This window comes from Arthrobacter sp. SO3 (genome assembly GCF_020532825.1).
GTDB lineage: Bacteria > Actinomycetota > Actinomycetes > Actinomycetales > Micrococcaceae > Arthrobacter.
Genome location: NZ_MQTS01000015.1, coordinates 44,465 through 64,541, shown reverse-complemented (window position 1 = coordinate 64,541; position 20,077 = coordinate 44,465). Strand labels below are relative to the sequence as shown.

Annotated in this window: 20 protein-coding genes; 14 read left to right on the top strand and 6 right to left on the bottom strand. The window is 67.7% G+C overall.

Annotated elements, in window-relative coordinates; translation table 11 throughout:
• Positions 1–21 precede the first annotated feature (21 nt).
• From BJQ90_RS01675 to BJQ90_RS01655, 5 genes are read left to right on the top strand one after another with little or no spacing between them, the layout of a single operon-like run.
• Positions 22–1,071: an ABC transporter permease gene (locus BJQ90_RS01675; protein ID WP_226758573.1), complete on the top strand. Its 1,050-nt coding sequence runs from the start codon at positions 22–24 to the stop codon at positions 1,069–1,071.
• A 16-nt stretch (positions 1,072–1,087) separates the two neighbouring features.
• Positions 1,088–2,002, top strand: coding sequence for an ATP-binding cassette domain-containing protein (locus BJQ90_RS01670; RefSeq protein WP_226758572.1), 915 nt, complete (start codon positions 1,088–1,090; stop codon positions 2,000–2,002).
• Between the two features lie 33 nt (positions 2,003–2,035).
• Positions 2,036–3,169, top strand: a complete 1,134-nt coding sequence (locus tag BJQ90_RS01665) for a Gfo/Idh/MocA family oxidoreductase (RefSeq protein ID WP_226758571.1) — start codon at positions 2,036–2,038, stop codon at positions 3,167–3,169.
• Positions 3,169–3,963, top strand: coding sequence for a TIM barrel protein (locus tag BJQ90_RS01660; protein ID WP_226758570.1), 795 nt, complete (start codon positions 3,169–3,171; stop codon positions 3,961–3,963). The genes BJQ90_RS01665 and BJQ90_RS01660 overlap by 1 nt, the downstream gene beginning before the upstream one ends.
• Positions 3,960–4,994, top strand: coding sequence for a Gfo/Idh/MocA family oxidoreductase (locus BJQ90_RS01655; RefSeq protein ID WP_226758569.1), 1,035 nt, complete (start codon positions 3,960–3,962; stop codon positions 4,992–4,994). Before BJQ90_RS01660 ends, BJQ90_RS01655 begins: the two co-directional genes overlap by 4 nt.
• Before the next feature lie 98 nt (positions 4,995–5,092).
• Here BJQ90_RS01655 and iolB read toward each other — a convergent pair whose 3' ends face one another.
• From iolB to BJQ90_RS01640, 3 genes are all read right to left on the bottom strand, one after another.
• Positions 5,093–5,989, bottom strand: coding sequence for a 5-deoxy-glucuronate isomerase (gene iolB, locus BJQ90_RS01650; RefSeq protein WP_226758568.1), 897 nt, complete (start codon positions 5,987–5,989; stop codon positions 5,093–5,095).
• A gap of 125 nt (positions 5,990–6,114) precedes the next feature.
• Positions 6,115–6,855, bottom strand: coding sequence for a GntR family transcriptional regulator (locus BJQ90_RS01645; RefSeq protein WP_226758597.1), 741 nt, complete (start codon positions 6,853–6,855; stop codon positions 6,115–6,117).
• Positions 6,856–6,986: 131 nt separating this feature from the next.
• On the bottom strand, positions 6,987–7,796 hold the full coding sequence (locus BJQ90_RS01640; protein ID WP_226758567.1) for a gamma-glutamyl-gamma-aminobutyrate hydrolase family protein: 810 nt from the start codon (positions 7,794–7,796) through the stop codon (positions 6,987–6,989).
• A gap of 53 nt (positions 7,797–7,849) precedes the next feature.
• Here BJQ90_RS01640 and BJQ90_RS01635 point away from each other — a divergent pair, with 53 nt between their 5' ends.
• The 5 genes from BJQ90_RS01635 (at position 7,850) to BJQ90_RS01615 (ending at position 12,831) form a co-directional block, all read left to right on the top strand.
• Positions 7,850–8,338, top strand: coding sequence for a polyketide cyclase / dehydrase and lipid transport (locus BJQ90_RS01635; protein ID WP_226758566.1), 489 nt, complete (start codon positions 7,850–7,852; stop codon positions 8,336–8,338).
• Between the two features lie 118 nt (positions 8,339–8,456).
• Positions 8,457–9,164, top strand: a complete 708-nt coding sequence (locus tag BJQ90_RS01630; protein ID WP_226758565.1) for a FadR/GntR family transcriptional regulator — start codon at positions 8,457–8,459, stop codon at positions 9,162–9,164.
• A gap of 194 nt (positions 9,165–9,358) precedes the next feature.
• The gene (locus BJQ90_RS01625) at positions 9,359–10,747 is read left to right on the top strand and encodes an MFS transporter (RefSeq protein ID WP_413463623.1); all 1,389 of its coding nucleotides are present in this window, start codon (positions 9,359–9,361) and stop codon (positions 10,745–10,747) included.
• Positions 10,748–10,774: 27 nt separating this feature from the next.
• Positions 10,775–11,548 (top strand): SDR family NAD(P)-dependent oxidoreductase, encoded by a 774-nt coding sequence (locus tag BJQ90_RS01620; RefSeq protein ID WP_226758564.1) that lies wholly within the window; start codon positions 10,775–10,777, stop codon positions 11,546–11,548.
• 149 nt (positions 11,549–11,697) lie between these two features.
• Positions 11,698–12,831 (top strand): LOG family protein, encoded by a 1,134-nt coding sequence (locus BJQ90_RS01615; RefSeq protein ID WP_226758563.1) that lies wholly within the window; start codon positions 11,698–11,700, stop codon positions 12,829–12,831.
• A 4-nt stretch (positions 12,832–12,835) separates the two neighbouring features.
• Here the strand turns inward: BJQ90_RS01615 and BJQ90_RS01610 are convergent, their stop codons facing one another.
• On the bottom strand, positions 12,836–13,762 hold the full coding sequence (locus BJQ90_RS01610) for a matrixin family metalloprotease (protein ID WP_226758562.1): 927 nt from the start codon (positions 13,760–13,762) through the stop codon (positions 12,836–12,838).
• Positions 13,762–14,982 (bottom strand): VIT1/CCC1 transporter family protein, encoded by a 1,221-nt coding sequence (locus tag BJQ90_RS01605; RefSeq protein WP_226758561.1) that lies wholly within the window; start codon positions 14,980–14,982, stop codon positions 13,762–13,764. Before BJQ90_RS01605 ends, BJQ90_RS01610 begins: the two co-directional genes overlap by 1 nt.
• A 263-nt stretch (positions 14,983–15,245) precedes the next feature.
• On the opposite strand from BJQ90_RS01605, the gene BJQ90_RS01600 reads away from it, so the two are divergent.
• Positions 15,246–15,482 (top strand): hypothetical protein, encoded by a 237-nt coding sequence (locus tag BJQ90_RS01600; protein WP_226758560.1) that lies wholly within the window; start codon positions 15,246–15,248, stop codon positions 15,480–15,482.
• 160 nt (positions 15,483–15,642) lie between these two features.
• Here BJQ90_RS01600 and BJQ90_RS01595 read toward each other — a convergent pair whose 3' ends face one another.
• Positions 15,643–17,166, bottom strand: coding sequence for a sodium:solute symporter (locus BJQ90_RS01595; protein WP_226758559.1), 1,524 nt, complete (start codon positions 17,164–17,166; stop codon positions 15,643–15,645).
• Between the two features lie 310 nt (positions 17,167–17,476).
• Here BJQ90_RS01595 and BJQ90_RS01590 point away from each other — a divergent pair, with 310 nt between their 5' ends.
• The 3 genes from BJQ90_RS01590 to BJQ90_RS01580 all read left to right on the top strand — a co-directional run bounded on the left by BJQ90_RS01590 (position 17,477) and on the right by BJQ90_RS01580 (position 20,035).
• Positions 17,477–18,052: a helix-turn-helix domain-containing protein gene (locus BJQ90_RS01590; protein ID WP_226758558.1), complete on the top strand. Its 576-nt coding sequence runs from the start codon at positions 17,477–17,479 to the stop codon at positions 18,050–18,052.
• A 247-nt stretch (positions 18,053–18,299) separates the two neighbouring features.
• A complete protein-coding gene (locus BJQ90_RS01585) occupies positions 18,300–19,697 on the top strand; it encodes an ammonium transporter (protein WP_413463622.1) in 1,398 nt (465 codons plus the stop codon).
• Entirely contained in the window at positions 19,694–20,035 is a 342-nt protein-coding gene (locus BJQ90_RS01580) for a P-II family nitrogen regulator (RefSeq protein ID WP_226758556.1), read from the top strand. Before BJQ90_RS01585 ends, BJQ90_RS01580 begins: the two co-directional genes overlap by 4 nt.
• The last annotated feature ends 42 nt before the right edge of the window (positions 20,036–20,077 follow it).

Genomic DNA, 20,077 nt, shown 5'->3' with positions numbered 1-20,077 from the left:
CCGGCAGCAAGGAGAATCATCATGACCATCACCCAGACCAAGCCAAAGCCGGCGGCGCCCGATGAACGAGTCGCCAAGCGCAGTCTGTTCCAGAAACTCCTCGGACGTCCCGAGGTCGGTGCCCTGGTGGGCGCCATCGTCCTGTTCGTCTTCTTCGCGTTGGTGTCCCCGACGTTCACCCAGCCCAACGCCCTGGCGACCATCCTCTACGGTTCCTCCACGATCGGGATCATGGCGGTGGGGGTGTCCCTGCTGATGATCGGCGGGGAGTTCGACCTCTCCACCGGTGTCGCCGTGATCTCCTCGGCCCTGACCGCGTCGATGTTCAGCTGGTACTTCAGCACGAACGTCTGGGTCGGAGTGGCCCTGGCCCTGGTGGTCTCCTTGTCCATCGGCTTCATCAACGGCTGGATCCTGATGAAGACCAAGCTGCCCTCCTTCATCGTCACACTGGCGACGTTCCTGATGCTGACCGGCCTGAACCTGGGCCTGACCCGGTTGATCGGCGGCTCGGTGTCCTCACCGTCCATCGCGGCCATGGACGGCTTCGCCTCGGCCCGGGCGGTGTTCGCCTCCTCGGTCAGCATCGGCGGCGTCGAAGTCAAGATCACCGTGTTCATCTGGTTCGCGCTCGTCGCTGTGGCCACCTGGGTGCTGATGCGGACCCGGGTGGGGAACTGGATCTTCGCCGTCGGCGGGGACGCCAACGCCGCCCGCGCCGTGGGCGTGCCGGTCAAGGCCACCAAGATCGGCCTGTTCATGGCCGTGGGGTTCTGCGGCTGGATCCTGGGCATGCACAACCTCTTCGCTTTCGACACCGTGCAGTCCGGTGAAGGCGTCGGCAACGAATTCCTCTACATCATCGCCGCGGTCATCGGCGGCTGCCTGCTCACCGGCGGCTACGGCTCGGCGATCGGCGGCGCGATCGGCGCGTTCATCTTCGGCATGGCCAACAAGGGCATCGTCTACGCCCAGTGGAACCCGGACTGGTTCAAGTTCTTCCTGGGCCTGATGCTGCTGCTGGCCACCATCGTCAACCTCATCGTCAAGCGCCGCGCGGAACTGAAGTAAAGGGGCCCCGAAGAACATGAACGCCAAAGAAATCGACCAGCAAACGCTGCTGCAGAACGAAAAAGACCCCCTCACCCATACCCCCGTGCACCTGCTCTCCCTCGACGGGGTCGCCAAGCACTACGGCAACATCATCGCCCTGAGTGATGTCACGATGGCCGTGGACAACGGCCGCGTCACCTGCGTCCTGGGCGACAACGGCGCCGGCAAATCCACCCTGATCAAGATCATCGCCGGCCTGCACCAGCACGACGCCGGGATCCTGAAGGTCATGGGCGAGGAACGCAAATTCACCTCACCCCGCGACGCGCTGGACGCCGGCATCGCCACGGTCTACCAGGACCTCGCGGTGGTGCCCCTGATGCCGATCTGGCGGAACTTCTTCCTCGGCTCGGAACTGACCTCCGGCTTCGGCCCGTTCAAGAGCATGGACGTCGAGAAGATGAAGGAGATCACGCTCCAGGAACTCGCCGCGATGGGCATCGACCTGCGCGACGTGGAACAGCCCATCGGCCAGCTCTCCGGCGGTGAACGCCAGTGCGTCGCAATCGCCCGGGCCGTGTACTTCGGCGCGAAGGTCCTGATCCTGGACGAGCCCACCGCCGCCCTGGGCGTGAAGCAGTCCGGCGTGGTGCTCCGCTACATCCTGCAGGCCCGCGACCGCGGCCTCGGCGTCATCTTCATCACCCACAACCCGCACCACGCCTTCCCCGTCGGCGACCGGTTCCTGCTGCTCAAACGCGGCAAGTCCATCGGCTACTACGACAAAAAGGACATCACCCTCGACGAACTGACGGCCCAAATGGCCGGCGGCGCCGAACTCGCCGAACTCGCCCACGAACTCGAACAACTCGGCGGGCACGGCGACGTCGTCAAGGAAGTCCAGGGCGAGGTGGCCGAGGTGGCCCAGACCACCGGCAAGACTTACTAATAACTGCGGTCTGAATCTAGAAAGGACAAGCCTTTGGCTTACCTGAACCACAACCCTTCCGACGCCGTCCTGCCCGTGCGGATCGGGCTCATCGGCTCGGGCTGGATGGGTGCTTTCCACGCCGAAAGCATCGCCCGCCGGGTCCCGGGCGCCGAGCTCGCGGCCATCGCTGACCCCAACGTGGAATCCGCTGGCGCGCTGGCAACCGCCCTGGGAGCCGGCAAGGTGACCGCCGACGCGGGCGACATCCTCGCCGACCCGGAAATCGACGCCGTCATCATTGCCAGCCCGGCGCGCTTCCACTCCGCGCTGATCGCCCAGGCCGCCGCCGCCGGGAAGCATGTGTTCTGCGAGAAGCCGGCCGGGCAGGGGCTCGACGAGCTCGACGCCGCCCTGGCCGCCGTGGAGGCAGCAGGAGTGCATTTCCAGATCGGCTTCAACCGCCGGTACGCGGCGGACTTCCAGGCCGCCAAGAAGGATCTCGCCGCCGGAACCGTCGGAACACCGCAACTGCTGCGGTCGCTGACCCGGGATCCCGGCACGGGACGCATCCCGCACGCAGCCAGGGTCCCGGCGTGGACCGTCTTCCTGGAAACCCTGATTCACGACTTCGACACGCTGAACTGGTTCAACGAAGGCGCCGAACCGGTGGACGTCTACGCCGTTGCCGACGCGCTCGTGGAACCCGGACTGCGCGACCAGGGCTTCCTGGACACGGCAGTCGTGACCATCCGCTACAGCAACGGTTCCATCGCGGTGGCCGAGGCAAATTTCAGCGCCCTCTACGGCTACGACATCCGCGGGGAAGTCTTCGGCTCCAAGGGCATGGTCCAGGCCGGCCGCGCCACGGAAACCGCCGCGCGCCGGTTCACCGCCGAAGGGATGTCGGCCGACACCCCGCGGCTGAACATCGAGCTGTTCCGCCAGGCCTACACCGATGAACTCGTCGACTTTGCCGACGCCGTGCGCGCACGGCGCGACGGCACCACGCCCCCGTCGGCCGCCTACTCGCTCACGCCCGGCGCTGCCGACGCCCGGCGCGCATTGGCCGTGGCGCTGGCCTGCATCGAGTCGGTCAAGCGCGGCACCCCGGTTGCCGTCAACGCAGGTGCCGTCAACACAGGGGCCGTCAACACAGCTGCGGTCAACGAGACGGCAGTCCTCTGATGCGCCTGGCCGTCTGCGCGGAGATGGTCTTCACCGGCCTCCCGTTCACGGAGCGGGTGCGCCGGATCCACGAGGCCGGGTTCGACGTCGAACTCTGGGACTCCAGGACCAAAGACATCGGAGCCCTCAAGGCCACCGGGGCCGTGTTCTCGTCCATGACGGGATACACCGCCGGCAGCCTGGTGGACCCCGAATCGGCCGATGAGGTGGTGCGGACGGCCGAGTCGCTGATCCCCATCGCCTTGGAGCTAGGCGTGAGCCGGATGGTGGTGCACCCGGCCGAACTCATCGACGGCCACGCGGCCCGTCCCGTCTACCGGTCCAGCGGGCTGATGTGGATCACCGGGGCCCGGACCCTCGAGCGGCTCGGCCGGCTCGGCGAGAAATACGGGGTGACGTTCTGCCTCGAGAACCTCAACACCATCCTCGACCACCCCGGCATCCCGCTGGCCCGAGCCAAGGACACCCTCGCGCTCGTGGCGGCCGCCGGCCACCCCAGGGTGAAACTCATGCTGGACCTGTATCACGCCCAGCTGGGGGAGGGGAACCTCATTGAACTGGTGCGGGCCGCACTGCCCCACATCGGTGAGATCCAGGTGGCGGATGTTCCGGGCCGCTGCGAACCCGGAACCGGTGAAATCAACTACGCTGCCGTCGCGAGGGCACTCGCCGGGGCAGGCTACGACGGGACCGTGGGCATGGAAGCCTGGGCCAGCGGTGACAGCGACGCTGCCCTGGAGGCTTTCCGGGCGGCATTCACCGTGCCGGCACTACACATAGGAGCAGACGCATGAAAGACGTAATCCTCGGACTGGTCGGGGTGGGGCGGATCGGCGTGATGCACGCCAACAACATCGCCGGGCTCAACGGCGTCCTGAACCCGCAGGGCATCAACGTCCGGCTCCGGCTCACGGACGTCGCCGAAGAGCACGCGCGGACCGTTGCCGCCGGGCTCGGTGCCGAGTTCCTGCCCTCCGTGGAGACGCTCCTCGCTTCCGGGCTGGACGGACTCGTCATCGCCACCGGAACCGGCACCCATCCGGAGCTGATCAAGGCCGGAGTGGACGCCGGAATCCCGGTCTTCTGCGAGAAGCCCGTAGCCCTGAACATGGCCGACGCCCTGCCCGTCCTCGAGTACATCCGGGACCGGCTTGGCGTGGTCCAGATCGGCCACCAGCGCCGCTTCGACGCCGGCTACCAGGAGGCCCGGCGCGCCTACCAGGCCGGGGAACTGGGCTGGATCCACTCGCTGCGCGCCGTCACCTGCGACATGGCCCCGCCGCCGGTCGAGTTCCTGGCCAGCTCCGGGGGACTGTTCCGGGACTGCTCGGTCCACGACTTCGACATCCTGCGCTGGCTCACCGGCCGGGAAATCGTCGAGGTGTACGCCAGGGGCTCCAACAACGGGGACCCGGCCATCGGGGAAGCCGGCGATGTGGACACCGCCCTCGCGCTGGTGACCTTCGACGACGGCACTGTGGGAACGGTCTCGGCCACCCGGTACAACGGGGCGGGCCACGACGTGCGGCTGGAAATCCAGGGTTCCCGCCGTTCGCTCATGGTTGGCCTGGACGACAAATCGGCGCTGGCCTCGGCCGAAGCCGGGGTCTCGTTCCCGGCCGGAAAGCCGCACCGGACCTTCGCCGAGCGCTTCGAGGCGGCCTACCGCTCCGAGATGGCGGCTTTCGTCGAGTTGATCCTGGGCCGCCGGGACAACCCCTGCACCCCGGAGGATGCGGTGGCCGCCTCCCGGGTCGCGGACGCCGCCCAGGAATCCCTCGCGACCGGCGTGCCGGTCCGCGTGGTCCAGGCCGTGGCCGGCTGAACGGACCGCCCCATCCGGTTCCGTCGCCGGGTGGAGCGCAAGAACCCCGGAGCCCAAGGGCTCCGGGGTTCTTTTTGTCTGTAGTGGGTAGCGGCGTCTCAGGCGCCGAAGGGCAGCCGCGGATCGAGGTCCTGGCCTTCCCACGTCTGGCGGATCCAGCCGTGGTGCGGGTCGTCGCTGATGAGCCACTCGCGGACCGGGCCGGGGCCGGCCATCACATTGAGGTAGTACAGGTCATAGCCCGGAGCCGCCATCGCCGGCCCGTGCCAGCCGTACGGCACCAGGACGACGTCGCCGGTCCGCACCTCCGCCGCGACATCGATGGGCCGTTCGTCCGAGGCGTATACGCGCTGGTAGCCGATCGCGTCGTCCGCCCCCGGCCGTGCCGGAGCGCCGGGCGTCACCCGGGTTTCAAAGTAGTAGATCTCCTCGAGGCTGGTTTCGCCGTCCTTCTCCTGGTCGTGCTTGTGCGGGGGATAGGAGGACCAGTTGCCGGCCGGGGTGAGGACCTCGCAGACGATGAAGCGGTCTGCCTCCAGCGCGGCGGGGGTGCCGAAGTTGTGGACCTGGCGGGAGCAGTTGCCGGCCCCGCGCAGTTCCACCGGGGTCTCCGCGGCCGTGATGAGGCGAGTCGGGTAGGAGGCCTTGGCCGGGGCCGTGGCCACGGCGACGCGACCGCCGCCGGCCGAACTGATGCTCAGGGCCCTCCCGGTTCCCGTATACAGGACGTCGCTGGGGCCGCTGAAGACGTCCGCCCGGCCGGCCAGCCGGTAGTCCTCGCCGTCGACGGACACCGTGAAGGACCCGTTGAGCGGGACCACGATGCGTTCCTCGTCCGCCGCGGGGAGTTCGACGGCGGCCCCGGCGCCCAGCGTGGCGACCTTCAGCCCGGTGTGGGCCCAGCCTTCCACCGGCACGGCGGAATCTAACGGTCCCAGCGAGATGTCCCAGCTGCCTTGGGCGGCGGTGCCGAGCGGATAGACCCAGTTGGCCATGAGTTCAGCCCTTTCGTTGTCGCGCCGGAGGAAGGCGCGGGTAGTTGACGGGGAGGGGTGCTCGCGGCGGGGTGTTCGCGACGGCGGGGCGCGCAGCGCTGAACGGCCAGCTGGCGCGGTGCCGCCTACCTTTGGACGAGCGTCATTTCGAAGCTGTAGGAATCCGCGCGGTAGACATGGTGTCCGGTCTCCACCTGGCGCCCGGTATCGTCCACGGCGGTGCGCTCCATGGTCACGAGGGCCGAGCCGGGAGTGGTTTCCAGCAGGGTGGCCTGGTAGTCGTTGGCGATCATGGCGCCGATCCGCTGTGAGGCGAGCCGGAAATTTACGCCGCCGTTGCGGAGGATTCCGTACAGGCCTTGTGAGCCCAGGAGCGCCTCGTCGAGGGGGGTGATGTCATCGCGGACCCAGTTCTCCATCAGCGCCAGCGGTTTGCCGCCGACCTTCCGGAGCCGGGTGAAGTGGTAGACCTTGGCGCCGTCGGGGAGCTCCAGTGCCTGTCGGGTGGCTGGGTCGGCCTCATCGTGGGAGAAGCTCAGCACCTCCGTGGTGGGCTTGCTCCCGTTGTTGCTGAGGTCGTCGTACAGGCTGGAGAGTTCCAGGGGGCGCCGGACCTGGCTGGAGACCACCTGGGTGCCGACGCCGCGCTTGCGCACCAGCAGGCCCGAGCGGACCAGTTCGTCCATGGCTTTGCGCATGGTGGGGCGGGAGAGGTTCAGCTGGGCGGCCAGGTCGATCTCGTTGTCGAGCCGGCTCCCTGGCGGAAGGATCCCGCCGTGGATCGCGGCTTCAATGCCCTGGACCACCTGGTGGTAGAGCGGGACCGGGGAGGACCGGTCGACGTTGAGTTTGAGTTGATTCGCCACTTTTTGAATAGCCACTGTTGAAGCGCTCCCTTGTGCCCCGGACCTGGGCCCAGGTTGGGCCGCCGGTCACGTTCCTCGGCATATGTTCGCTTGATAGGACATACTGCCTAAGTCCATGATAGCAGGGCGTTTCAGGCCAGGGGAGATCTGCGACACACCTCAACGAAGGCGCGGAACGGGGCCAGCCGCTCCTCGGCCGGGAGTTCTACGGCCTCGGGATGCCACTGCACGGACGCCACCCAGCGTTCCGGGTCCTCCAGCGCCTCGACGGTCCCGTCCGCGGCCACGGCTGTCACCTTAAGTCCGGCGGCGACCCGGCCCACGGCCTGATGGTGGCCGGAGGCAATCCTCACCGTGACGCGGGCCGTGCCGTTGCCTCCGCTGCCATGGCCGGTGCCGCCGGCTGTTCCGCTGCCTGTTTCTCCGCGGTACAGCCCGGCAACCTTGCTCCCGCCCTGCACCTCGACCTCGTGCCAGGCCCACGGCCCGGCCCCGTCCACCGGCTCCGGTTCCCGGTGGGCCACGGTCCCCGGATCCATGTCCTGGATCAGCGTCCCGCCATAGAGCACATTGAGCAGCTGGTGCCCCCGGCAGACGCCGAGCACCGGGAGTCCCGCGCCGATCGACCGCTGGGCAATGGACATGTCCAGTTCGTCCTGGGCGTGGCTGACGTCGTAGCAGGCGTCACCGGGCACCTCGCCGTAGCGCCGGGGGTCCAGGTCGCCGCCGCCCGGAAGGACGACGCCGTCGAGCGTCTCGAGCGGCTCCTCCGGCGCGGTCAGCAGCACCGGTTCGCCGCCGCCGTCGCGCACTAGTTCCACGATGTAGTCGAAGAGCGCGTTGGCCTCCGCCACCCGCGGATCCGGGTCCGTGGAACTGCTGAGCCGGACGGGAACGCCGATGCGGGGCCGGCCGCTGCGGGGTAGGGGCGGAGTCTGCATGATTTATTGTGCAACAGATCCTCTGTCCCACAACGCAGGTCTAGGCTTAGCGGATGACCAACAGATATCTCGTGTCCCGCAGCCGCTTCATCGCGGCAGCTCCGGAAGCCATCTTCGAAGTGCTGTCCAACCCCGCGTTGCACAGCGTGATCGACGGCTCGGACACCGTGAAGGGCGCCCAGCCGCGCGGCCCCGAACGGCTCGCCCTGGGTGCGAAGTTCGGCATGGACATGAACATGAAACTGGACTACAAGATCCTCAACACGGTGTGCGAGTTCGAGGAGGGCCGGCGGATCGCCTGGCGGCACTTCGGCGGCCACATCTGGCGGTACCTGCTGGAGCCCGCCACCGACGACGCCGGCAACCCCGGCACCCTCGTCACGGAACAGTGGGACGCCAGGCAGGTGCGCGCCAGGATCCTGCTGCGCCTGGCCGGCTACCTCCGCCGCCACCCGGCCAGCATCGAGCAGACCCTCGCCAAGCTTGACGCCTACGTTGCCGCCCCCGGGCAACGCGAAGCCGGCACCCCCGGGGCTTCCTGACGCCTGGGCAGTGCCCATACGGGCCGTGCCGCCGGGCGGTGGCTCCCGCCGCGTCCGGCGGCTTCTGTAATGTGGATGGCACCGGGAGCAAAAGGCAGGACTGAAGGTGGGAGCCGCGATGGGCCGCAGGACACTCGTTGACGACCTCGTCGACGGCCTGCTCGCCGACATCCTGGACGGCAAACTGCAGCCCCACCAGGCCATTCCCCCTGAGGCCGACATCGCCAAGGCCTACGATGTCAGCCGCCTGACGGTGCGCGAAGCGCTGAAGGCCCTGCGCGCGCAGAACATCCTCTACGTGAAAGCCGGCCGCGGAACCTTCGTCAACCCGTCCGACAACTGGACCGGCCTTGATGCGATCTTCAAGGCCGCCTCGCACGGCAGCGGGGCGGAGCAGGTGGGCGCGGGCCTGATTGAGATGCGCCGCATGGTGGAAACCGGGGCCGCCGCGCTGGCGGCCAAACGTCACACCCCCGAACATGCCCAGCAGATGCGCGAGTGCATCGCGGACATGAAACGCTTCCATGATTCCGGCGACCTGGATGCCTTTGTGGCGGCGGACATCGGCTTCCACGACGCCGTGCTGAAAGCCTCGGGCAATCCGTTTGTGCGGGCGCTGTTCGCCCAGCTGGGGCAGCTCCTGTACGTGAAGCGGCGCGAAACGTCAGCCGTCGAGGAAATCCAGCTGCACGCCATCGAGTACCACCAGAAGGTCCTGGACGGGATCCTGAGCGGTGACGCCGAACTGGCCCGGCGCAGCATGGACGAACACATGGACCAGACGTACCGGGACTACGAGCGCTACGTGCACAACGCGGCGTCCTGACCCAACATGCGCACACCCGCCGGGGGTTGACGTAACCCACGTCACTCTTTTATGCTCTTCCTCATGCTCTTCCATCAGATGTCTGACATCTGACTCAGTTGCTTTCGAGCCGTTGCGCCAGGACTGAGCCTCCCCACCCTCCCCACGGAGCTCCGCCACCACCGCCGGTGCGGACCCCGTTAAACAGAAGGTCGATGATGACTTCCCTCTCCCAAAAGTCCGCCGGACTCGGCGAGCTTGGCGAGCGCACGCTCCGCAAGGTCCGCCGCCGCGTTATGCCGCTGATCGTCCTGCTCTACTTTGTCGCCTACCTTGACCGCAACAACGTCGGCTTCGCCAAACTCACCATGAGCGAGGACATCGGCCTGAACGCCGCCGCGTACGGGCTGGGCGCCGGCATCTTCTTCCTCGGCTACGCGCTCCTTGAGATCCCGAGCAATGCAGGCATGTACCGGTTCGGCGCACGCAAGTGGCTGGCCCGCATCCTCATTACCTGGGGCATCTTCGCCACGGCCATGTGCCTGGTGAACGGCGAATCCACGTACTATATCGTCCGCTTCCTGCTGGGGGCGGCCGAGGCGGGGTTCTTCCCGGCAATCCTCTTCTACCTGACTCTCTGGTTCCCCGCCGCGCAGCGTGTGACCGTGCTCGGCATCTTCATTCTGGCCCAGCCGGTGTCCAACGCCCTGGGTGCCCCGGTGTCCGGGCTGCTCCTGCAGATGGACGGCGTCATGGGCCTCCAGGGCTGGCAGTGGCTGTACATCATCGAGGGCATCCCGGCCATCCTCCTGGGCCTGCTCACCCCCATCCTCATGACCGACCGCCCGCGGGATGCCACATGGCTCGACACTGACGAGCGGGAATGGCTTGCGGGCACCATGGAAGCCGAACTGGCCGCCAAGTCCGGCGCCGGCAACCACAACTTCCTGGCCGGCCTCAAGGACAAGCGCACCCTGGTCTACTCCGCCCTCTACTTCGGACTGGTCTGCGGCATCTATGGGCTGGGACTGTGGATGCCCACGATCGTCGCCGCCCTCGGCAAGTTCACCACCCCCCAGATCGGGTTCATCGTCTGCATCCCGTACACCGTGGCCGCCGTCTTCGTCTACTTCTGGAGCAAGCGTGCGGACCGGACCGGAAAGCGCGCCTGGCACACCGCCGTCAGCATGCTGCTGGCCGGTATGGGCCTGCTGGCCGCAGGATACCTGCTGCCCGTCAACCCCATTCTGGCCATGATCGGGCTGACGGCCTCGGCCATGGGCATCTACGGCGCCATCGCACCGTTCCTGTCCATGCCTTCCGCTGCCCTGACGGGGGCCGCCGCTGCCGCCGGCCTGGCCATGATCAACTCACTGGGCAACCTGGGCGGTTTCGTTGCCCCCTACGCCGTCGGACTCCTGAACGACGCCACGGGCAGCAACCAAAGCGGCCTGCTGTTCCTGTCCCTGTGCCTGTGCATTACCGCGGTGGCAACCTACCTCTACGCCCGCAAACGCCCCGAAGGCGATGCCGCGCTGGATCCCGCAGTGGCCGCGGCCGCCGCAGCGACCACCGGCTCCACGGCCGCCGCCAAGATCTCCTGACCCCGACATCCCCAAAGGAAACACAAAATGAGCGCAACCACTTTCCCCACCGAACGCACGGTTGTCCTGACCGGCGCTGCATCGGCTCGAGGCATCGGCCGCGCCGCCGCCGACCGGATGGCCAGCGAGGGATGGTCCATCGCCATCCTGGACATCAACGCCGAGGACGCCAAAGCTGCCGCCGCCGAGATCGGCTCCAACCGCGCGGTCAAGGCCATCGGCGTCGGGGCGGATGTCTCCGATGCGGCGTCCGTTGACCGGGCGGTCACCGAGATTGAAGATTCGCTGCCGCCGATTGTTGCCCTGGCCAACCTGGCGGGCATCAGCTCCCCGACGCCGTTCATGGAAACGACCGTCGAGGAGTGGGACAAGGTTTTCGCCATCAACATGCGGGGGACCTTCATCGTCTCCCAGCGGGTGCTCAAGGGAATGATCGAGCGCAAGCTCGGGCGGATTGTGAGCATCTCCTCCATCTCCGCCCAGCGTGGCGGCGGCACCTACTCCAAGGTTGCCTACAGCGCCTCCAAGGCCGGTATCATCGGGTTCACCAGGGCCCTGGCCCGGGAAGTGGGCGAATTCGGCGTGACTGTCAACGCCATCGCACCCGGTCCGATCGACACGGACATCATGGGCGGTGCGCTGAGCGACGAGCGCAAGGCCCAGATGTCCGAGGGCATCATGATGGGCCGGGTCGGCACCCGCGAGGACGTGGCGGCCCTGATCGCCTTCCTGCTGGGACAGGATGCCGGCTACATTACCGCCGCCACCTATGACATCAACGGCGGCCTCCAGGTTTCCTGACGCGGTCCGGACCTCAAGATCCGGACCTCGACGCAGGTGCCTCCGCCGGTTTCGGCGGGGGCACCTCCGTGTTGGTTCCCCCTGTGCCTGCCGCGGCGGAGCCGATGCGTTGAAGGGAGCTACGGCTACACCCCCATTAGGCTGGCACTATGAACGCCGCCCGCAGCCTGCACCCGAGCCCGCGAACGCTGGAGGTCGAAAGCCTGGACAGCTTCGACCGGCTGGTCGAGGCCGGGGCCAGGACCATGCAGGGCTGGCATGCCCAGTCGCTGGACCTGCGCGGACGCACCGCACAGCTCGAGGCCATGAACGCGCAGGGCGGGATCTTCCTCGGGTGCACTTTTGACGACGGCGTGGAGGATGCGCTGCGCGGCCGTGGCGCCCTCATCTTCCCCAAGCTTGAGGCGGTGCCGTTCAATCCGTACCGCTCACGGCTGTACACCCCGCAGGAGCTCTACGAGGGGATCGGCGAATCACGCTACGAGGACACCCTGGACGCCAGGGTGTACCAGTGGAGCATCCAGCCGGGACAGCGCCACCGCCTGGACGCGACCCTGGCCGCGGCCCTGCACGACCACTCAATCGGCGACGCCCTCGAGGAGCTGACCCGCTCCGAACTCTGCGTGGGCCGGACCATGGTGGGCGTGATGGGCGGGCATGCGGCGCGGCGCGGTTCCGGCGTTTTCGAGGAGGCCGCGCTGCTGGGGCGGCTGCTGGCCCGGGACGGCCGGGTGGTTGCCACCGGCGGCGGTCCCGGCACCATGGAGGCCGCCAACCTCGGCGCCTACCTGAGCCACGCCAAGGAACAGGATTTCCGACGGGCACTGGACGACCTCGCCGCGGTTCCCGGTTTCCGGCCTTCCGTTTCGGCGTGGACGCGTACTGCCGCCGCCGTCGTCGAGCGCCATCCGGAGGGCACCCCGTCACTGGGGATCCCCACCTGGTTCTACGGGCACGAGCCGCCGAACTTCTTCGCCACCCACATTGCCAAGTACTTCGCGAACGCCATCCGCGAGGCCATCCTGCTGGAGCTGTGCAACGGCGGCATTGTCTTCCTGCCGGGATCCGGAGGCACCGTGCAGGAGATTTTCCAGGATGCCTGCGAGAACTACTACGGCACCCCGGAAACCATCATGCCGATGGTGCTGGTGGGACAGGAACACTGGCTGCGGCGCTACCCGGCCTGGCCCCTGTTGCAGAGCCTCGCCGCGGGGCGGGGGATGGAGAGCCGGATCTTCCTGGTGGACACCGTGGAGGAGGCGCTCGCCGTCCTGGACCGTTAGGCGCTCACAGGTCCTTGCGGCACTGCGCCTTGCCCAGCTCGTACAGGCCGTTCAGATCGCCGGCGGCCAGGCCGTCCGGGGCGCCGATCTCGGGGTACATCAGCTGCGTGGGGTCGTCCACATGCTCCAGCCCCATGACATGGCCGAGTTCGTGCAGGATCACCGCAGTGGCATACGCGGCTCCATCCCGCCGGTCGAGGTCCTCGGCGATCTGCGGAGCGTCGAGTTCCAGGCTGCCGGTGACAAAGCTTTTGGGTCCGGCGCCGAAGCTGAAGTGGGTGCTGCCGCCGGTGCCGATCACCGGGCCCTTGAGCTGCGGGGCCTGCTCCGGGGTGGTCCACGCGATCAGCAGCGGCGCCCAGCGTTCGCCGTAGAGGTCCTGCTGGTAGGGGACACGGGACTGGGATGGCTGCTCGGCGGTGGGACCGTCGTTGACGAATCTGATGCCGGTCGCCCGGGACACGGTCCTGATCGCGTCGTCAACCAGGCGTTCGGCGCCCTCCGGTGCGAGTGCCGCGTTCACCACAAAATGCAGCGGCCGGCAGGGCGAGTAGCCCACCGGCGTGCCGTCGTCGTTCACGGCCAGGAACTTGTACGAGCTGCTGGGAACGGCCGGTTTCTGCGGGCGGCCCAGCGGCGCGTCCTGCTCCTCCAGCCCGGGCGGGGGAGTGTCGGTCCGCACGGCTTCAGCCGCCGCCGGCTGCCCGGACTGGCCCGGCTGGCCTGCCTGCCCCGCCATCGACCTGCCCGGCCCGGTTCCCCGGCTGACTTCGAAGAGCCCGGCGAAACGCGGATCCCCGTAGATGACGCCGGCGGCCAGGAACGCGGCGCCGGCAATCAGGGCTGCGGTGGCGAGGCCCCGGATGATCCGCCACGTGGTGCGGGAACGGCTGTGCCGCGGTGTCCGGTCCCGGAACTCAGGACCGTCCACTAAGAAACCACGGCGCCGAAGGCCATGCCCAGCAGATACGTCACACCGGCGGCGCCCATGCCGATGGCCAGCTGCCGGAGGCCGCGGGAGGTGGGCGAGGTGCCGGAGAGGAGACCGACGACGCCGCCGGTGAACAGCAGTGCCAGGCCCACCAGAACGGCGGACACCGCGAGGGCCGCAACGCCGGTCATGCCCAGGACGAAGGGCAGAATCGGCACGATCGCGCCGGAGGCGAAGAAGCAGAAGCTCGACGCCGCCGCGCTCCAGGCGGTGCCGACGGCTTCGTGCTCGTCGCGGGCCTCCGGCAGCTCCGGCTGCAGCGAAAGGCTGGGGTCGCAGTCGCAGTCGAGCAGGCCCATCCGTTCCGCGACACGGTGTTCGGCAGCCTCCCGCGACATGCCGCGGGCCAGGTAGACCAGCAGGAGTTCGTTGTGCTCGATGTCCAGCGAGGGTGCGGCGGCCAGGGTGATCTGGGTGGGGCGGGTCGCGGCCAGGAGTTCGCGCTGCGAGCGTACGGAAATGAACTCGCCGGCCCCCATGGACAGCGCCCCGGCCAGGAGCCCGGCGACACCGCTGAGCAGGACCACGGAACTGCCCACGCCGGATGCGGCCATGCCCATGACGAGGGAAAGGTTGCTGACCAGCCCGTCGTTGGCACCGAAGACGGCCGCGCGGAAGGTGCCGGCCAGCCGGTTGCGGCCCCGGGTCGCGAGCCCGCGGACGACTTCCTCGTGGATCTGTTCGTCGGCGACCATGGCCGGGGTGGCCGAGGGGTCGTTGGCGTACGGCGAACGGCTTTCGGCCCGTTGGGCGAGGGCCAGGACAAAGACCGAGCCGAAGTGGCGGGCCAGGAAGCCCAGCAGCTGGCTGCGGAGCGAGGCGGGGCGGGGCCGGCCGGCATGCTCGCCGAGCAGCTGGAGCCAGTGCGCCTCGTGGCGGCCTTCGGCTTCAGCCAGGGCAAGCAGGATCTGGCGTTCCTCGCCCCGGCGGTTTTGGGCCAGGTCACGGTAGACGGAGGCTTCGGCCCGTTCGTCGGCGAGGTATTGCCGCCACCGCTTGATGTCCGCGGGGCTGGGCTTTGCAGCCCCCGGCGCTGCGTCTCCCTGCGCTGCGGCGGGCGGAGCCGCGGCGGGCGGTGCTGCGGGGCCTGCGGGCACCTCGTGGCGGGATTCGTGGTGGGGTTCTGGGTTGAACGGGTCAGATGTGGCGTGCTGGGACACGGAAGCTCCTGGGCTTGAAAAGGGCATGGTTCGGCCCCATTGCGTATCCAGCGTACCCCGTATTTCCGCGGATTTTCGGCTGGCGATCCTTAGTGCAGAGTTTAGGCGGACCGTAAAAGGGCCGGAGCCGCAGGGCCTTTCGAGGCTGTCGGGATCGGGCTCGACGGGAGCCCTTGACCGTCCGGGTTCCCGGTGTTCGAATGAAACCCAGGGCGGGCCCTCCGGGGCCCTTGCCGCCACCCCAGTCACACGGAGGTTGCATCATGGACAACATCGGCTCAAGTCCAATCCAGCCGGCCCGGGATTCCCTCGAGTCCGACCCCGCTTACGACTTCGCCGAGGACGCGCCCGTGGGCGATGGCGAGGAGAGCGAGGAGGACGAGCTGCTGGAGGAGGCCGATCGGCTCGTTCCCCTCGAGGAGGAGGACTTCCTGGGCGACGAGACGCCGGTGGTGCCCCTGGAAGGGCAGGAATTCCTTGAGCCGGAGGAAAACGAATGATGCCCCCGGCGGCTTGAACGTCCGTCGGCGGCGCCCCCGGAAAGGGGGCGCCGCCGTCGAACTTTAAGCCGCGGTCCGGACCTTGGAGCGTCAGGACGTTCGTGGGACCGCACCCTCGCGGTCCGGAGCCTGGTCCGTCCGGAACTGGTGCGTGCAGGCCCTAGTGCGTCAGGACGGGGACCTGTTCTTCCTCGGCCGCAACGCCGGCCACCCGCCGGTGCCAGTTGACCATGACCGCGGGATCCGTCGGCCTGGTCAGCAGCGACACCGCAATGTAGACGATCGCGGAGGCCAGCAGGCCGTAGTAGATCGGTTCGTTGGCGTAGATGCCGTCCAGCGGGACCTCCGCGTTGATCTCCAGGACGATCATGGTGCCCAGTGTGATGACCGAGCCCACGGCCATGGAGGCAGCCGCGGCGATGCCGGTGCCGCGCTTCCAGACCAGGCCGCCGAGGATGGCAACCAGGAGGCCGCCGACGAGGATGTCGTAGGCGATGGTCAGGGCCGCGACGACGTCCTTGGTGATGATGGCGATCACGATCGCCACAATGCCGAGGCCCAGGACCCACATGCGGTTGGCCCTGACGTCGTGCTCCGGGTTGTCCGTGTCGTCGGTGTTGATGGTCTTGCCGAACCAGCCGGCAACGAACGGCAGGACGTCGGCGCGGGCCACCGTGGCGGCAGCGATCAGGGCGCCCGAGGCCGTGGACATCATGGCGGCGACGGCCGCGGCGAGCACCAGGCCGCCGATGCCGATCGGCAGCAGGTTGGTGGCGACCTCGGCGTAGACAACGTCCTTGCCGAGGGCCTTGACGTCGATGTCCGGCAGGGCGACGCGGGCGCCGAGGCCGATCAGGGCGCCGGCGGCACCGTAAAGGATGCAGTAGATGCCGGCTGTGGCGCCGCCCCAGCGTGCGACCGTGGGCGTCTTGGCGGTGAAAACGCGCTGCCAGATGTCCTGGCCGATCAGCAGGCCCAGGGTGTAGACGACGAAGTAGGTGATGATCGTCTGGATGCCGATGCCGTCAATCTGGAAGAAACTGGCGTCCACGCGGGCGCGGATCCCCTCGAAGCCGCCGGCAGCGTTGAGCGTCAGCGGGAGCATCAGGAAGAAGATCCCGACCGTCTTGATGACGAACTGGACCTGGTCGGCCAGGGTGATGGACCACATGCCGCCGATGGTGGAATAGACCAGGACGATCGCGCCGCCGATGGCGATGGCAAGGGCGCGGTCCCAGCCGAAGAGCACCACGAAGATGGTGGCGTAGGCGCCGGTGGACGTGGCGCAGAGCATCAGCGTGTAGGCGAGCATAACGATGCCCGAGGTCTGGGTGGCGTGGCTGCCGTAGCGCAGGCTCAGCATCTGGGAGACCGTGTAGATCCTGAGTTTCTGGATGGTGCCGGCGAAGAGCAGGCTGAGCAGCAGCACGCCGGCGCCGATCGCGACTACGAGCCACATGCCGGAGATGCCGAATTTGTAGCCGAGGCCGACGCCGCCGACGGTGGAGGCGCCACCGAGCACGACGGCGGCCATGGTTCCGGTATAGAGGAACGGGCCGAGGCGGCGGCCGGCTACCAGGAAGTCGCTGTTGTTCTTGGTGCGGGACTTGCCCCACCAGCCAAACGCCAGCATGGCGACCAGGTACACCACCACAATGGCGATGTTGACGAAACTTGCGTCCATTAAGGGCTCCTCGGAGCTGTTCGAAGCAGGGCCGAACCGGCCGGCACGCCACAGGGCGGCAGCGATCGGGTGCTTCTTGACGGGTACGGTGACGGGTGCCTGCGGAAAGTGTCCCCTGGCCGGGCAACACCACCGCGGTTCGGCGGCAGCTATTGCCCCATAGGCAACACTTGTTGCCAAAGAGTAGATGTGATCCGCGTAACAGTCAAGGCGTATGACGCGTCGCAGGTGGTTCCGGCCGCCGGGGATGCCGTCCCGCTAGTATTGCTCCAATGATGGGGCCGAGCGGCCGGCCGTGAAAGGTTCCTAAATGAAGGCTCTACCAGTTGAACCGAGCAACGTTCCCGTTGCCATCGGTTCCCGGATCCGCGCCGCCCGGCAGTCGCAGCGGCTCACTATCGAGCAGGTTGCCGATGCCACCGGGCTCACCAAGGGGTTCCTCAGCCGGGTCGAGCGCGACCTCACCTCACCCTCGGTCGCGTCCCTCGTGACGCTCTGCCAGGTGCTCTCCATCTCGATCGGCGATCTTTTTGCCGCACCGGAAACGCATCTCACCAAGAAGAACGAGGGCCCGCGGATTTCGCTCGGCGGCGAAGGGATCGTGGAGCGGCTGCTGACCGCGCGCTCCGAGCGCCGGGTGCAGATCATCCAGGCCGTGATCGAGCCACGGGGGCGGGGGGAATCGGAACTGTACGCGGTGGACTGCGACGTCGACGTGCTGCACGTCGTCAACGGCAGCATCCGGCTGATCCTCACGAACGAGGAATTCGTGCTGCATTCGGGGGACACCGTCACGTTCCCGGGCCGCGAGCCGCACACCTGGGTGAATCCGACGGACGATGCCGTCGAGGTCCTCTGGGTGCTGGTCCCCGCCGCGAGCCGCTAGGGTCCACTAGCCGGGCCGCGAGCCTTGTGAGATGTACGTCACATGCTGTTAACGTGCCCGAAACACCGATTTAGCTTTGGCGCTTCCCTTGTTACGTGGCCGCAATATCGGCACAGCCCGCTTGAAACACGCCCCCGATAGCGTCAGTTACGGGGGAGGGACGGGCAATTGTGCCGACATCAGTAATGGTCTCGCCGATCCGGCGCCCTTGGAGCGCCGGCACTCAAGGAAGGCTCCCACAATGAACATGGCTGTGCTTGCAGTAGCAATGGAAGTTGATCCCCAGGTCCTCGACCCGGGTGCGACGGCATGGATGCTGGCGGCATCCGCGCTGGTTCTCCTGATGACTCCCGGTCTGGCCTTCTTCTACGGCGGCCTCGTCCGGATGAAATCCGTCCTGAACATCATGATGATGAGCTTCGGCGCCATGGGCGTTGTGGGAGTCGTCTGGGCCCTGTGGGGCTACGGCATGGCGTTCGGGCCTGACTCACTCAACGGATTGGTCGGCGACCCCTTCGCCAATTTCGGCCTAAGCGGGCTGACCGGCACTATCGGCACTAAGGCCGCCGGCCTGCCGGACATGGTGTTCATCGGGTTCCAGGCCACCTTTGCCATTATTACCGTGGCACTGATCAGTGGTGCCGTCGCTGAACGCGTCCGGTTCGGACCCTGGCTGCTCTTCGCTGCCTTGTGGGTCACCCTCGTTTACGCCCCCATTGCCCACTGGGTCTGGGGCGGCGGCATCTTTGGGGCCGACGGCATCATCGGGAGCAAGATCTCGGCCCTCGACTTCGCCGGCGGAACGGTGGTGCACATGAATGCCGGCATTGCCGGCCTGATGCTCGCGGTGGTCCTTGGCAAGCGGCTCGGCTTTATGAAGGACCCGAACATCCGCCCGCACAACCTGCCATTCGTGATGCTCGGGGCGGGGCTGCTGTGGTTCGGCTGGTTCGGGTTCAACGCCGGCTCCGAACTGGCGGCCGACGCCACGGCGGCCCTGGCCTGGACCAACACGCTGCTCGCAACGAGTGCGGCGCTGCTTGGCTGGCTGCTCATCGAACGGCTCCGCGACGGGCACGCGACCTCCCTGGGTGCCGCCTCGGGTGCAGTGGCCGGACTCGTGGCCGTGACCCCGGCCTGCGGATTTGTCGACCCCATCGGCGCCATCGCGATCGGCGTTGTGGCGGGCGCGGTCTGCGCGCTCGCTGTGGGACTGAAATTCAAGATCGGACTGGATGACTCCCTGGACGTGGTGGCTGTCCACTTCGTCGGCGGCCTGTGGGGCACCCTGTCCCTGGGCTTCTTCGCCCTCCCCTCGGCCAAGACGGAGGGCGGCCTGTTCTACGGCGGCGGCATGGCCCAGTTCTGGCCGCAGCTGCTCACCGCGCTCATCATCACCCTGTGGAGTGGCCTGATGACCACGCTGATCGCCTTCATCATCCACAAGACCATGGGCATGAGGGTCTCCGAAGCCGACGAACTCAACGGCATTGACGTGACCGAGCATGCCGAGACAGCCTACGAACTCCTGATGGTTGGCGGCAGCTTTCACCCGGGGGATCCGCACGGCAAGGCCGATGCTGACGCAGTGCCCGCCGAGAGCCAGTCGGAGGGCGGGCGCAGCCGCGGCAAGGTTTCCACGTGAAGCTCGTCACCGCGATCGTGCGGCCGGAACGCGTCGACGCCGTCAGCACGGCCCTGGAGGAACTGGGCGTCAACGGTCTGACCGTCAGCCCGGCCAGTGGCTACGGCCGGCAGCGCGGTCACGTGGAGGTGTACCGGGGCGCCGAGTACACCTCGGCCCTCCTGCCCAAAGTCAGGGTTGAGGTGCTGGTCAACGAGGATGTGCTCGACGGCGTGATGGACGCCATCATGACGGCGGCCCGCACGGGCAGCTTCGGGGACGGCAAGATCTGGACCTTCGAGGTGCGCGACGCCGTCCGCGTGCGGACAGGGGAGCGGGGCGCCTCCGCAATCGCCTGAGGATCCATCGGTGGGGCCAGGGAGGTCAACTGGTAAACAATT

Bases quoted from the DNA above. Each gene is read 5' to 3' on its own strand.
- BJQ90_RS01615 (WP_226758563.1), top strand. From the start codon at position 11,698: ATGAACGCCGCCCGCAGCCTGCACCCGAGCCCGCGAACGCTGGAGGTC.
- BJQ90_RS01585 (WP_413463622.1), top strand. From the start codon at position 18,300: ATGGCTGTGCTTGCAGTAGCAATGGAAGTTGATCCCCAGGTCCTCGAC.
- BJQ90_RS01635 (WP_226758566.1), top strand. From the start codon at position 7,850: ATGACCAACAGATATCTCGTGTCCCGCAGCCGCTTCATCGCGGCAGCT.
- BJQ90_RS01600 (WP_226758560.1), top strand. From the start codon at position 15,246: ATGGACAACATCGGCTCAAGTCCAATCCAGCCGGCCCGGGATTCCCTC.
- BJQ90_RS01655 (WP_226758569.1), top strand. From the start codon at position 3,960: ATGAAAGACGTAATCCTCGGACTGGTCGGGGTGGGGCGGATCGGCGTG.
- BJQ90_RS01625 (WP_413463623.1), top strand. From the start codon at position 9,359: ATGATGACTTCCCTCTCCCAAAAGTCCGCCGGACTCGGCGAGCTTGGC.
- BJQ90_RS01640 (WP_226758567.1), bottom strand. From the start codon at position 7,796: ATGCAGACTCCGCCCCTACCCCGCAGCGGCCGGCCCCGCATCGGCGTT.
- BJQ90_RS01595 (WP_226758559.1), bottom strand. From the start codon at position 17,166: ATGGACGCAAGTTTCGTCAACATCGCCATTGTGGTGGTGTACCTGGTC.
- BJQ90_RS01620 (WP_226758564.1), top strand. From the start codon at position 10,775: ATGAGCGCAACCACTTTCCCCACCGAACGCACGGTTGTCCTGACCGGC.
- BJQ90_RS01670 (WP_226758572.1), top strand. From the start codon at position 1,088: ATGAACGCCAAAGAAATCGACCAGCAAACGCTGCTGCAGAACGAAAAA.
- BJQ90_RS01660 (WP_226758570.1), top strand. From the start codon at position 3,169: ATGCGCCTGGCCGTCTGCGCGGAGATGGTCTTCACCGGCCTCCCGTTC.
- BJQ90_RS01630 (WP_226758565.1), top strand. From the start codon at position 8,457: ATGGGCCGCAGGACACTCGTTGACGACCTCGTCGACGGCCTGCTCGCC.
- BJQ90_RS01590 (WP_226758558.1), top strand. From the start codon at position 17,477: ATGAAGGCTCTACCAGTTGAACCGAGCAACGTTCCCGTTGCCATCGGT.
- iolB (WP_226758568.1), bottom strand. From the start codon at position 5,989: ATGGCCAACTGGGTCTATCCGCTCGGCACCGCCGCCCAAGGCAGCTGG.
- BJQ90_RS01675 (WP_226758573.1), top strand. From the start codon at position 22: ATGACCATCACCCAGACCAAGCCAAAGCCGGCGGCGCCCGATGAACGA.